This window comes from Citrobacter sp. Cpo015, assembly GCF_030333035.1.
In the GTDB taxonomy this organism is placed as follows: domain Bacteria; phylum Pseudomonadota; class Gammaproteobacteria; order Enterobacterales; family Enterobacteriaceae; genus Citrobacter; species Citrobacter portucalensis.
On record NZ_JAOWGS010000019.1, the window covers coordinates 904,893 to 917,959 of the forward strand.

Annotated in this window: 14 protein-coding genes; 9 read left to right on the forward strand and 5 right to left on the reverse strand. The window is 49.6% G+C overall.

Annotation, left to right across the window (positions count from 1 at the left end; translation table 11 throughout):
- Positions 1 to 135 precede the first annotated feature (135 nt).
- From cysB to acnA, 4 genes are all read left to right on the forward strand, one after another.
- Positions 136 to 1,110, forward strand: a complete 975-nt coding sequence (gene cysB, locus OGY67_RS04425) for an HTH-type transcriptional regulator CysB (RefSeq protein ID WP_003020610.1) — start codon at positions 136 to 138, stop codon at positions 1,108 to 1,110.
- A gap of 315 nt (positions 1,111 to 1,425) precedes the next feature.
- Positions 1,426 to 1,566, forward strand: coding sequence for a YmiA family putative membrane protein (locus OGY67_RS04430; protein ID WP_213732144.1), 141 nt, complete (start codon positions 1,426 to 1,428; stop codon positions 1,564 to 1,566).
- Between the two features lie 2 nt (positions 1,567 to 1,568).
- On the forward strand, positions 1,569 to 1,739 hold the full coding sequence (locus OGY67_RS04435) for a YciX family protein (protein WP_165612489.1): 171 nt from the start codon (positions 1,569 to 1,571) through the stop codon (positions 1,737 to 1,739).
- Positions 1,740 to 2,047: 308 nt separating this feature from the next.
- Entirely contained in the window at positions 2,048 to 4,723 is a 2,676-nt protein-coding gene (gene acnA, locus OGY67_RS04440; protein ID WP_286573555.1) for an aconitate hydratase AcnA, read from the forward strand.
- A 48-nt stretch (positions 4,724 to 4,771) separates the two neighbouring features.
- Here acnA and ribA read toward each other — a convergent pair whose 3' ends face one another.
- On the reverse strand, positions 4,772 to 5,362 hold the full coding sequence (gene ribA, locus OGY67_RS04445) for a GTP cyclohydrolase II (protein ID WP_003020601.1): 591 nt from the start codon (positions 5,360 to 5,362) through the stop codon (positions 4,772 to 4,774).
- Between the two features lie 201 nt (positions 5,363 to 5,563).
- Here ribA and pgpB point away from each other — a divergent pair, with 201 nt between their 5' ends.
- The 5 genes from pgpB (at position 5,564) to yciH (ending at position 9,217) form a co-directional block, all read left to right on the forward strand.
- Positions 5,564 to 6,328: a phosphatidylglycerophosphatase B gene (pgpB, locus tag OGY67_RS04450; protein ID WP_032943604.1), complete on the forward strand. Its 765-nt coding sequence runs from the start codon at positions 5,564 to 5,566 to the stop codon at positions 6,326 to 6,328.
- A gap of 149 nt (positions 6,329 to 6,477) precedes the next feature.
- Positions 6,478 to 6,786, forward strand: coding sequence for a LapA family protein (locus tag OGY67_RS04455; RefSeq protein ID WP_003020595.1), 309 nt, complete (start codon positions 6,478 to 6,480; stop codon positions 6,784 to 6,786).
- A gap of 6 nt (positions 6,787 to 6,792) precedes the next feature.
- Positions 6,793 to 7,962 (forward strand): lipopolysaccharide assembly protein LapB, encoded by a 1,170-nt coding sequence (lapB, locus tag OGY67_RS04460; RefSeq protein ID WP_008784929.1) that lies wholly within the window; start codon positions 6,793 to 6,795, stop codon positions 7,960 to 7,962.
- Positions 7,963 to 8,152: 190 nt separating this feature from the next.
- Positions 8,153 to 8,890: an orotidine-5'-phosphate decarboxylase gene (gene pyrF / locus OGY67_RS04465; protein ID WP_020996371.1), complete on the forward strand. Its 738-nt coding sequence runs from the start codon at positions 8,153 to 8,155 to the stop codon at positions 8,888 to 8,890.
- On the forward strand, positions 8,891 to 9,217 hold the full coding sequence (gene yciH, locus OGY67_RS04470) for a stress response translation initiation inhibitor YciH (protein ID WP_003833315.1): 327 nt from the start codon (positions 8,891 to 8,893) through the stop codon (positions 9,215 to 9,217). It abuts the gene before it with no gap.
- A gap of 91 nt (positions 9,218 to 9,308) precedes the next feature.
- On the opposite strand, the gene osmB is transcribed toward yciH, so the two are convergent.
- The 4 genes from osmB to pdeR all read right to left on the reverse strand — a co-directional run bounded on the left by osmB (position 9,309) and on the right by pdeR (position 13,001).
- A complete protein-coding gene (osmB, locus tag OGY67_RS04475) occupies positions 9,309 to 9,527 on the reverse strand; it encodes an osmotically-inducible lipoprotein OsmB (protein WP_003020583.1) in 219 nt (72 codons plus the stop codon).
- A 268-nt stretch (positions 9,528 to 9,795) separates the two neighbouring features.
- Positions 9,796 to 10,548 carry a DNA-binding transcriptional regulator YciT gene (gene yciT, locus OGY67_RS04480; protein WP_032943602.1) on the reverse strand — a complete coding sequence of 251 codons (753 nt, stop codon included), beginning with the start codon at positions 10,546 to 10,548 and terminating at the stop codon, positions 9,796 to 9,798.
- A 95-nt stretch (positions 10,549 to 10,643) separates the two neighbouring features.
- Positions 10,644 to 10,826: a YciZ family protein gene (locus OGY67_RS04485; protein ID WP_003833313.1), complete on the reverse strand. Its 183-nt coding sequence runs from the start codon at positions 10,824 to 10,826 to the stop codon at positions 10,644 to 10,646.
- 183 nt (positions 10,827 to 11,009) lie between these two features.
- Positions 11,010 to 13,001: a cyclic di-GMP phosphodiesterase gene (gene pdeR / locus OGY67_RS04490; RefSeq protein ID WP_008784927.1), complete on the reverse strand. Its 1,992-nt coding sequence runs from the start codon at positions 12,999 to 13,001 to the stop codon at positions 11,010 to 11,012.
- Positions 13,002 to 13,067: the final 66 nt, after the last annotated feature.

A 13,067-nucleotide genomic window follows, 5' to 3' on the forward strand; every position in this document is an offset into this window, starting at 1 on the left:
TCATACCTATACAGCGTACATATAAATGATATAGTGGTTATAGTTAACAGACTTTTTATTATTAAATCGTATTAGCAGCGCCCACGAGCCTGCACTGAAACGATGATTTGATGGCGCGAATCGGGATGGCATAACATGAAATTACAGCAGCTTCGCTACATTGTTGAGGTGGTGAACCACAACCTTAATGTCTCCTCAACGGCGGAAGGGCTTTATACCTCTCAGCCCGGTATCAGTAAGCAAGTTCGTATGCTGGAAGATGAACTTGGCATCCAGATTTTCGCCCGTAGCGGTAAGCATCTGACCCAGGTTACGCCAGCGGGGCAGGAAGTTATCCGTATTGCGCGCGAAGTACTGTCTAAGGTAGATGCTATTAAGTCCGTTGCTGGCGAACATACCTGGCCGGATAAAGGCTCGCTGTATATTGCCACCACGCACACCCAGGCACGTTACGCTTTGCCGAACGTGATTAAAGGTTTTATTGAGCGATATCCTCGTGTTTCATTGCATATGCATCAGGGATCGCCGACGCAAATTGCCGAAGCCGTCTCGAAAGGGAATGCGGATTTTGCCATCGCGACGGAAGCCCTGCATCTGTATGACGATCTGGTGATGTTACCTTGCTACCACTGGAACCGTTCGATTGTCGTCACGCCGGATCATCCGCTGGCGGGAAAATCTTCGGTTTCTATTGAGGAACTGGCACAGTATCCACTGGTGACCTACACCTTTGGATTTACCGGGCGTTCGGAGCTGGACACCGCGTTTAACCGTGCGGGTCTGGAGCCGCGTATTGTTTTTACCGCGACCGATGCCGATGTTATTAAAACCTATGTCCGTCTGGGTCTCGGCGTGGGTGTAATTGCCAGTATGGCGGTTGATCCTGTTTCCGATCCTGACCTGGTACGTGTGGATGCGCACGATATCTTCAGCCATAGCACCACCAAAATTGGTTTTCGTCGCAGCACCTTCTTACGTAGTTACATGTATGATTTCATTCAACGTTTCGCGCCGCATCTGACGCGTGATGTGGTGGACACGGCGGTGGCACTGCGTTCCAACGATGATATTGAAGCCATGTTTAAAGATATTAAATTGCCTGAGAAATAATAACGGTTGTTACCTCGTCGGTATCCGTAAGCATAAAGTGATACCGACGGGAGAGTCTGAATTTATTCATTATTTCTCCTCCTATATATTAACCATATATTATTTATGGAAAAAGTTCTCTAAAGTAGTTTCAAATTAGTCAGCTTGCCAAAAATCACTCTCAAATATTCATAATTGATCAAACAATTGATTTATTTATCAGATCGAATCCGAAAATTAACTGGCTTTTTTTCGCCTTTTTTATTAGGATTTCTCCTATCTGATGATTAATTGTACCAATTGTTTGGTGCCTAAATGATAAGTGATTTCGATAGTATGAGGTTAGCGATGCCTTCAGGAAACCAGCCTGCACGCCGGGATCCCGCGATGAAACGTAAAGCCTGGTTCGCCGTGTTTCTTGGCTCTGCGATATTCTGGATTATTGTCGCACTCGTGGCCTGGAACGTGTGGGGGTAAGTATGTCCGCACCGGAGCAGCACTCTACCGTGACGCCAGCGTCTCATGACCATGAGCAAGAGAGCAAAACCGTAGCCGAGAAAGATCCAAAGATACCCGAATCCTGGAATCTTTCTCCTGAACAACGGGCGTTTATTGATCTGTTAACCGATGATGATAAACAGAAACAATAATTCGTACGTATTTTATAATAATAACGATTACCTAGTGGCCTTAAATATCGAATCGTTTATCCCATGTATTCACCATCAGCCACCTAATCAACGTATTATCGATTGCGCTATTGCCTGCTGAATATTCATCCTATTCATCTACACGGCTAGACCTTACTCCCTACCATTGACCTCACTTCGCGCTTTTGTTTCGCGCGCTACTTTTATCAGTTTGAGTTGTTATCAAAGCGTTACATTTTGTTTGTGTTATCTTTAATACTAACCCTGAGGAAATCAGGGGATCCAACCCTGTCATTTAAGGAGGAGCTATGTCGTCGACCCTACGAGAAGCCAGTAAGGACACATTGCAGGTTAAAGATAAAACCTACCGCTACTACAGTTTACCTCTGGCCGCTAAATCACTGGGTGATATCACCCGACTACCAAAATCGCTGAAAGTGTTACTGGAAAACCTGCTTCGTTGGCAGGATGGTAATTCCGTAACCGAAGATGATATTCATGCGCTCGCGCATTGGCTGAAGACTGCCCATGCCGATCGTGAAATTGCCTATCGACCCGCTCGTGTTCTGATGCAGGATTTTACCGGCGTGCCGGCGGTGGTCGATCTGGCCGCCATGCGCGAAGCGGTGAAACGTTTGGGCGGAGATACAGCAAAAGTGAATCCGCTTTCGCCAGTGGACCTTGTCATTGACCACTCGGTAACGGTGGACCGTTTTGGTGATGATGATGCTTTCGAAGAAAACGTACGCCTGGAAATGGAACGTAACCATGAGCGTTATGTGTTCCTGAAATGGGGACAGCAGGCATTTAGTCGCTTCAGCGTTGTGCCACCGGGAACGGGGATTTGCCACCAGGTTAACCTTGAATACCTCGGCAAAGCCGTCTGGAGCGAGTTACAGGACGGTGAGTGGGTGGCTTACCCTGACACGTTGGTCGGAACCGATTCCCATACGACAATGATTAATGGTCTCGGTGTGCTGGGATGGGGCGTTGGAGGCATTGAGGCCGAAGCAGCAATGCTGGGTCAACCGGTCTCTATGCTTATCCCGGATGTTGTGGGCTTTAAACTGGTGGGCAAGCTGCGGGAAGGTATCACCGCGACTGACCTGGTTCTGACCGTCACCCAGATGCTGCGTAAGCACGGCGTGGTCGGTAAATTTGTTGAATTCTACGGTGATGGGCTGGACACCTTACCGCTGGCCGATCGGGCAACCATTGCGAACATGTCACCGGAATACGGCGCAACCTGCGGTTTCTTCCCGATCGATAGCATCACTCTTGAATATATGCGTCTGAGTGGGCGCAGTGAGGAGCAGGTTGAGCTGGTCAGCGCCTATGCCAAAGCGCAGGGAATGTGGCGTAATCCTGGGGATGAACCCGTATTTACCAGTTCACTGGAGCTGGATATGGGCAGTGTAGAAGCTAGCCTTGCCGGACCGAAGCGTCCGCAGGATCGGGTGGCACTGGCTGATGTCCCGAAAGCGTTTTCGGCGAGTAATGAACTCGAAGTGAATAGCTCGCTGAAAGATCGCCAGCCAGTGGACTATACAATGAACGGTCACCAGTACCAGCTGCCGGATGGTGCTGTGGTTATTGCAGCGATCACTTCCTGTACCAACACCTCTAACCCAAGCGTATTGATGGCGGCGGGGCTGCTGGCGAAAAAAGCAGTGACGCTGGGTCTGAAACGTCAGCCATGGGTGAAAGCCTCGCTGGCGCCAGGATCGAAGGTGGTGTCTGATTATCTGGCGCAGGCAGGGTTCACGCCGTACCTTGATGAGCTGGGATTTAACCTTGTAGGTTATGGCTGTACCACCTGTATCGGTAACTCGGGTCCGTTACCCGATCCTATCGAGACTGCTATCAAAAAAGGCGACCTCACCGTTGGTGCTGTGCTTTCCGGCAACCGAAACTTTGAGGGGCGTATCCATCCGCTCGTGAAGACCAACTGGTTGGCGTCTCCGCCGCTGGTGGTGGCCTATGCGCTGGCGGGGAATATGAATATCAATCTGACTAAAGATCCGTTAGGGCATGACAGAAAGGGCGATCCCGTATATCTGAAAGATATCTGGCCGACGGCTCAGGAAATTGCCCGTGCCGTGGAGCAGGTTTCTACCGCCATGTTCCATAAAGAGTATGCTGAAGTGTTTGAAGGCACGCCAGAATGGAAAGCAATCCAGGTAGATCGGGCTGATACCTATGGCTGGCAGTCTGACTCAACCTATATCCGCTTGTCGCCGTTCTTCGATGGTATGCAGGCGACGCCGGATCCGGTCCAGGACATTCATGGTGCGCGTATCCTTGCAATGCTTGGAGATTCCGTCACCACCGACCATATTTCTCCTGCAGGTAGTATTAAGCCGGACAGCCCGGCGGGGCGTTATCTGCAAAGCCACGGCGTAGAGCGTAAAGATTTTAACTCCTACGGTTCGCGGCGCGGGAATCATGAAGTAATGATGCGCGGTACCTTTGCCAATATTCGTATTCGCAATGAGATGGTGCCCGGCGTGGAAGGTGGGATGACGCGTCATTTGCCGGGAACTGAGGTAGTGGCTATCTATGATGCGGCTATGCAATATCAACAGGAGAATATTCCCTTGGCGGTTATTGCCGGGAAAGAGTATGGCTCTGGCTCCAGTCGCGACTGGGCGGCAAAAGGCCCGCGCTTGCTGGGGGTTCGCGTGGTTATCGCTGAATCCTTTGAGCGAATTCACCGTTCTAACCTGATTGGTATGGGGATTTTGCCGCTGGAATTCCCACAGGGCATCACGCGTAAAACGCTGGGACTAACCGGTGAGGAAGCGATCGATATTACGGATCTGCAAAGCATCAAACCGGGTGCAACAGTGCCGGTGAGTATGGTTCGCTCGGATGGACGTAAAGAAGTTGTTTTATGCCGCTGCTGTATCGATACCGCGACGGAGCTAACGTACTACCAAAACGATGGCATTCTGCACTACGTGATTCGTAATATGTTGAGCTAGAAGTAAAAAGCCTGCGAGAGCAGGCTTTTTTATCGGCGGTAAAAACTATTACTTGCCCAGCAAATGTCCCATCTTGGCGGCTTTGGTGTCCAGGTAATGTTCATTGTTCGGGTTACGACCCACAATCAGCGGCACGCGTTCAACAATGTTGATTCCCGCTTCGGTCAGAATTTCCACTTTTTTCGGGTTATTGGTCAGCAAACGAACTTCGTCCACACCAAGCAGCTTGAACATATCCGCACACAGCGTGAAATCACGCTCATCTGCCGCAAAGCCCAACTGATGGTTAGCTTCAACGGTATCATAACCCTGGTCCTGCAACGCGTAGGCGCGGATTTTATTGAGCAGGCCGATATTGCGTCCTTCCTGACGATGATAAAGCAGGATACCGCGCCCTTCTTCAGCAATATGGGTGAGAGCCGCTTCGAGCTGGAAGCCGCAATCGCAACGCAGGCTAAACAATGCATCGCCAGTCAGACACTCGGAGTGGACACGCGCCAGGACAGGCGTTTGGCCTGTGATATCGCCAAAAACCAGTGCGACGTGATCGTGTCCGGTTGCCAGTTCTTCAAATCCCACCATCAGGAAATCACCCCAGGGGGTTGGCAGTTTGGCTTCTGCCACACGTTTAAGCTGCATGTAATTCTCCAGATTATGCTGGCACTGTCGTGCCGTCGCCTGTTGGCTTCTGTTCTATATTGCACTATTTTGCCATAAGGCAACGATGTTCACCTAATCGCGACAACGGATTCGCTTTTGGAATGGCACAAAATTGTCAATTTCCCCGACATGCGCTTTTTTCAGTTATGATTGTGAGACTTATCGACGAAAGGAGAGGCAATGCTGTCAATTGCAAAGCGTACTGCGGTCGGGGCCGGGCTGCTACTTATTATGCCGGTTGCCGTATGGGTATCGGGCTGGAGCTGGCAGCCGGGACATAACGTTTGGTGGCTAAAATCTCTGTACTGGATAACGGAAACGGTGACGCAGCCGTGGGGCATTATCACTCACGTTGTTCTCTGTGCATGGTTTCTGTGGTGTCTGCGTTTTCGTCTGAAAGCTGCGGTAATGCTGTTTGCGATCCTGGCTGCGGCCATTTTAGTCGGTCAGGGCGTGAAGTCCTGGGTTAAAGACAGGGTGCAGGAACCTCGGCCCTTTGTCGTGTGGCTGGAAAAAACGCACCATATTCCGGTTGATGAGTTCTACACTTTAAAACGTAAAGAACGTGGTCACTTAGTTAAAGAGCAATTGGCCGAACAACAGGATATTCCGACGTTTCTACGTAAGCACTGGCAAAAAGAAACAGGGTTTGCCTTTCCGTCAGGGCATACGATGTTTGCCGCCAGTTGGGCTTTACTGGCAGTAGGGCTGTTATGGCCACGCCGACGTACGCTGACAATTGTGTTTTTACTTATCTGGGCTACGGGCGTTATGGGCAGTCGCTTGCTATTAGGCATGCACTGGCCCCGTGATTTGGTTGTTGCAACGCTGATTTCATGGTTGCTGGTAACGCTGGCGACATGGCTTGCGCAGCGGGTATGCGGACCCTTAACGCCGCCAGTGCAGGAGGAAAAAGAAATCGCTCAGCGTGAACAAGAAAGTTAGCCATGATTGATTTTTCGAATTTTGCCCTTAAATCAGAAAGGGGAAAGCGCTTTTCCGTTTCGCACTCGTTGTGAAAATGGTAATTTAAAGGGCTCAACGCGGTAAGTTGTACACGATTTATTCGCTCAAACCACATAACGGGAAGTAATGTGAAATATTTACTCATTTTCTTACTGGTGTTGGCGATTTTTGTTATTTCGGTGACATTAGGTGCGCAAAACGATCAACAGGTTACGTTTAATTACCTGCTGGCTCAGGGTGAGTATCGTATCTCTACGCTGCTTGCTGTATTGTTTGCCGCAGGTTTTGCGATTGGTTGGTTAATTTGCGGCCTTTTCTGGCTGAAGGTTCGTGTGTCTCTTGCGCGTGCCGAACGTAAAATCAAACGACTGGAAAACCAGCTTACGCCTGCGACCGACGTTGCGGTTTCTGCCGATTCGTCGGTTGTGAAGGAATAATTATTTATGTTGGAGTTGTTGTTTCTGCTTTTGCCTGTAGCCGCTGCCTATGGGTGGTATATGGGTCGCAGAAGTGCGCAACAAACCAAGCAGGATGAAGCTAACCGTCTTTCCCGTGACTATGTCGCCGGGGTTAACTTCCTCCTGAGCAACCAACAAGACAAAGCGGTGGATCTGTTCCTCGATATGCTAAAAGAGGATACGGGCACCGTTGAGGCTCATCTCACCCTCGGAAACCTGTTTCGCTCGCGCGGTGAAGTCGACCGTGCAATCCGCATCCATCAAACGTTAATGGAAAGTGCTTCGCTAACCTACGAGCAGCGTTTGTTGGCCGTACAACAGCTGGGGCGCGACTACATGGCCGCAGGTCTGTACGACCGCGCGGAAGACATGTTTAATCAGCTTACCGATGAAACAGATTTTCGCGTCGGTGCATTACAGCAACTGCTGCAAATTTATCAGGCGACCAGCGAATGGCAGAAAGCGATTGATGTTGCAGAACGCCTGGTGAAGCTCGGTAAAGATAAACAACGTATCGAGATAGCTCACTTTTACTGCGAACTGGCCTTACAGCAGATGGGCAGCGACGATATGGATCGCGCCATGACGCTGTTGAAAAAAGGGGCTGCGGCAGACAAAAACAGTGCACGTGTTTCCATCATGATGGGCCGTGTGTACATGGTAAAAGGTGATTACGCGAAGGCCGTTGAAAGTCTGCAACGCGTGATTTCTCAGGATAAAGAACTGGTCAGCGAAACGCTGGAAATGCTGCAAAGCTGCTACCAGCATCTGGGGAAAAACGATGAGTGGGCCGAGTTTTTACGTCGGGCCGTTGAGGAGAATACTGGCGCCGCCGCAGAGCTGATGCTGGCCGATATTCTTGAAGCGCGTGAGGGGACTGATACCGCTCAGGTTTATATTACCCGCCAGCTACAACGCCATCCTACGATGCGCGTGTTCCACAAGTTGATGGATTACCATCTTAACGAAGCAGAAGAAGGGCGCGCGAAAGAGAGCCTGATGGTTCTGCGCGATATGGTTGGGGAGCAGGTGCGCAGCAAGCCGCGCTATCGTTGCCAGAAGTGCGGATTTACCGCATATACACTGTACTGGCACTGCCCATCCTGTCGCTCATGGTCAACCATTAAGCCTATTCGCGGACTTGATGGGCTGTAATTTTTAAAAAAACTTTACTTTAGTTACAACATACTAATGATGTGTAACCAATCCATCCTCAACCTCCGTTGCCAAATTCGCCTGGTAGAAATGTAATCGCGCCTGTTAATTTTCTATTGCCGCAGGTAGAATGCACGCCGTTTACCCATTTTGCGCCGCCGATGGCGCCCATCCTCAGGAAGGTCTGGTCATGACGTTTACTGCTTCATCTTCTTCTCGTGCTGTTACTGATTCTCCTGTCGTTGTCGCTCTCGATTATTCCAATCGTGATAAAGCATTAGCTTTTGTCGACAGAATTGATCCTCGTGATTGCCGTTTAAAAGTGGGCAAAGAGATGTTCACGCTTTTTGGACCTCAGTTGGTTCGCGATTTACAACAGCGTGGCTTTGACGTTTTTCTTGATTTGAAATTTCATGATATTCCCAACACTACCGCACATGCCGTTGCGGCAGCTGCCGAGCTTGGCGTGTGGATGGTTAACGTTCATGCTTCAGGTGGGGCGCGTATGATGACCGCCGCACGTGAAGCCCTGGCGCCTTTTGGCAAGGATGCGCCGCTGCTGATTGCAGTAACAGTTCTGACCAGTATGGAAGCCAGCGATCTTGCCGACCTAGGCGTGACGTTGTCACCTGCGGAGCATGCGGAAAGGCTGGCGCGCTTAACCCAACATTGTGGTTTGGATGGCGTCGTATGCTCCGCGCAGGAAGCAGTGCGATTCAAGCAGGCATTTGGCCAGGCATTTAAACTGGTTACGCCGGGTATTCGCCCTGAAGGTAGCGAGGCAGGCGACCAGCGTCGCATTATGACGCCGGAACAGGCACAGTCAGCTGGCGTGGATTATATGGTTATTGGTCGTCCGGTCACACAGTCGGCAGATCCGGCTCAGACGCTGAAGATGATCAATGCCTCCCTGAAACGAGGTGCGTAAATGAACGACTCAAATTCTCGTCTGGTCTACTCAACTGACACCGGGCGTATTGATGAACCGAAAGCCGTCCCAGAGCGTCCCAAAGGCGACGGCATTGTCCGTATCCAGCGACAGACCAGTGGCCGCAAAGGTAAGGGCGTGTGCCTGATTACTGGAATAGATCAGGACGATGCTGAACTGACCAAATTAGCTGCGGAACTGAAGAAAAAATGTGGTTGCGGCGGGGCAGTGAAGGATGGCGTGATTGAGATACAGGGTGATAAACGCGACCTGATTAAATCGCTGCTGGAAGCCAAAGGAATGAAAGTTAAATTGGCTGGCGGTTAATAAAAAAAGCCACGGAATTTTTCCGTGGCTTTTTAATAATACAGACCTGAAAAAGTAAACGTATTATTATATCGAGCCGTTTAACCGTAAATTATTTACCCACCTGGTGGCCAATAATACCACCTACTGCAGCACCACCCAGCGTGCCTAGCGTGCTGCCGTCAGTCAGGACTGCACCACCGATTGCACCAGCACCAGCACCAATTGCGGTGTTACGGTCACGTTTGGACCAGTTAGAGCAGGCACTCAGCGACATTGCCAGAGTAATCGCCAAAATGGCAGCGGTCATTTTTTTGCTCGTTACTAACATAATACTTTCTCCTGAATTATTGATTCACGGAATCCAGTGTTCTTTAAGAATAGCGCTAAATTTAGGCTAACGAAGATATTTCCGTGAAACCGTTTAGCGAAGGCATGACAAACACTATCCTGAGATTGGAGGTTCGTTCCTGTTATATCGCTAACATTAATTTTACGACTTAATCCTGTTAACGACAGGTAAAAAGTCTTAATTGGACTGTCAGATAACTCTCAGAGAGGAGATGATTTGCCGACTGACAAATCATCTGCTGAAGATTTTATGCGTTCGCATCAATGATATTGACGGTTAATCCTGAATGCTCAAGCTGCATTTGTACGCTGGCGCTGAGTCTGGAATCCGTGACTACGCGGCTGAATCGCTCTAATGGACCTAGTGTGTAAGGGTGAATGGCTTCGAATTTTGAGCTGTCAGTAAGCACAATAACTTCTGCACCTTTTTCCAGCACCGCGTTAACCACATCAGAACGCATCATGTCGCGTCCGGTGAAGCCGGTGTCAGCCTGCCAGCCATCAATGCCGATAAAGGCCTTGCTGAAGTGTACCTGCTGGATAAACTGGCGAGTTAAGGGCCCCACCATGCTTTCGCTTTTTTTCTGATAGATGCCGCCAAGGAGAATCACTTCGCAGGGGGTTTCTTTCAGCAGATGGGCTATATAACTGCTGACGGTAATGATGGTGACATCTTTTTGCTCCGCCAGCGTTCTGGCCAAGAGCGCATTGCTGCTGCCGTTTTCAATGAATACGGACTCGCCAGGGCTTACCAAAGATGCGGCAAATTCGGCCAGTTCACGCTTCAGCGTAAAATTAGTCATCATGCGCGTTTCCACATCATCACTGTTCAATGAAACGGCAAAACCGTGCGCACGGCGTAAATAACTCTGTTTTTCCAGTGTGTTCAGATCCTGTCGAATCGTCACTTCTGAGACACCGGTGATTTTTGCCAGTTCGGCAACGCTCATCTGACCTTTATCAGTCACCATCTGCAAAATAGATTGTTGTCGGGAATTCATAATATTAATTTTATTGCGATATCGTATCGGAAATTAAACGGAAACTGCTTCATATGCAGTTTGCTTATAGCAGCGACATTAAAGGGTTAATGTCATCAGATCTCCCAGGGAGCCTTGTGCTTTTTGGGCAAAGACTCGGCATCTTCTTTGGCCGTGTCTAGCAGCTCAGCCTTCAGAATTTCGAGATTGTGGATGGCTGAGTGGTAATCACCTGCAACGAGGATATCCAGCACGGTATCAATGCGTTCGGCCAGACGCTGAGCGTCGATATCAGACATGGTTATCATCCTAATGGCAATCGAGTTTGAATTTCATGATGCAGAATTTCATGGCAAAAGAGAAGGGAAAAATAGTATTAACTATCAATGATAGAAGAATATTATATATTCCGTGATTACATGCAGATAGGATCGTTACGTTATGTCCATTTATGGCTATTAACGACGTTTGATCCCACTGCGTTAGCGCGTTTTTTTATTCAGATGTCGTCGATACCAACGTTCAAATGCAGCCGCTGGCATTGGTTTGGCAAACAAAAAACCCTGACGTTCGTTGACGCCATTTTTGGTTAAAAAGGCATCCTCTTTCGCGCTTTCAACACCTTCGGCGATGACCTGCAGATTGAGTGCTTGTGCGACCGCAACAATGGCACGTACCAGCGACTGCGAAATAGGTTGTTTGTGTACATCCCTGACAAAGGTTTGATCCAATTTAATTGCATCAAGCGGGAAGCGGGCCAGTTGAGACAGTGACGAATATCCAGTACCAAAATCATCCAAATGGATTTGCGCCCCCAACTGGCTAAACTGCTGAATGACGGACAGTGCCAACTGCTCATTTTCAATCAAACTGCTTTCCGTTAACTCGACATCAATGGGGCAATATTCAAAGTCGAGTTCATGAAGCACCTGTTTGAGATCGGTAAATAGCGTCTGATCGGCGAGCTGGCGGGCAGAAACGTTTACCGCCACGCGCAGATTGATTCCCTTGGCGCGCCATTTTGCGACCTGACGCACAACGTCCAGAATAACCCAGCGACCCAGCGGAACAATAAGCCCTGATTCTTCGGCGTAGGAGATAAATTCCAGTGGTGGAATGAGGCCGCGTTCCGGAGACTGCCAGCGTACCAGCGCCTCCAGGCTGCGCACTTCGCCTCGCCAGGTTATCTTTGGCTGATAATGGATAACCAGTTGATCGTTTTCCAGCGCCTTGCGCAGGTTAGTATCCAGCCACAGGTATTCAAATACCCGCTGATTCATTTCCGGAGAGAAAACACAAAACTGTCCGCGGCCGCCTTCTTTCGCGGTGTACATGGCCGTATCGGCGTTACGAATGACGCTCTCGCAGTCCTGACCATGCTGTGGAGCGAGGGAAATACCAATAGAGCAGCCGGTATAGACTTCAATCAGGCCAATGCGAAAGGGTTGACGCAGGCGTGTCAGAATGCGCGATGCGGTAGCTTCCAGAGTGCTCTGGGACGTTTCGGTGGCAAGGACGATAAATTCATCACCGCCAAACCGAGCCAATAGCTGGTTGTCGTCAAGACAACTGAGAATTGCCAGCGACACGCTCTGCAACAGCTGATCGCCAAACATGTGCCCGTAGGCATCGTTCACCTTTTTGAAGTTATCCAGATCGAGATATACAATCCCAACCTGAGTATCACCTGCGTTCTCAATCGCGTCGCTTATCAGCTCATGAATGGCGTTACGGTTCGGTAATCCGGTGATGGAGTCGGTATTAGCCAACATACGCAGGCGTTCCTGCGCGCGGCGTTCTTCAGTGATATCGGTGCCGGAACAGATCAGAAATATTTCGTTCTTGCCGCTACCGTTATGTACAAACTTATTGCGAAAAAGAAACAGGCGCTGACCTTTGCAGGTCTTCACCCAACGTTCGACTTCATATGAGTTGCCTTCGCGAAAAAAGACCTCGATGTTGCGTCTGGAGGCTGCGGCTTCACGTCGACTCATAAACAGTGTGAATACGCTTTGGCCAATGACTTCACGTTCTCTGAGTCCGGTGTACTCTTCGCACAGACGGTTAAAACGCTGAATGTTGCCCATGCGGTCAAGAATGACAATAACGGAATTGGCTTCTGAAACCACCTGTTCGGCAAAAGAGAGACCTTGAGCCAGATCGCGTGCGACGGAAGGGGTGTCATCCCAGGCTGATGCGCTGCCGGCCCATTCGCGCTTATTGATTTTCCGCCCGACCAAATGTACCGGAATATCGTCATCTTCAATGGGTAACGTCATCAACAGGCTTGACGTAATTACCGTCATCTCGCGAATGCGGTCGGCCTGCTCGGGTGATAATTCGATGGTCTGCTCAGCGTCTGCTGTTTCGTCAATAGAGAAATGCAGGATGTTGCAATCCTCTGACAAACGCCAGTAGGGGTTATGAGTGCCCACATAGCTATACAACGTAACCAGCTCCCGGACGTCTTTCATGATGTGTACTATCCCGTTTAAAGCGCATAAAGCCTCAAAAGTAAGGGTAGCCATGATTCATTCAGG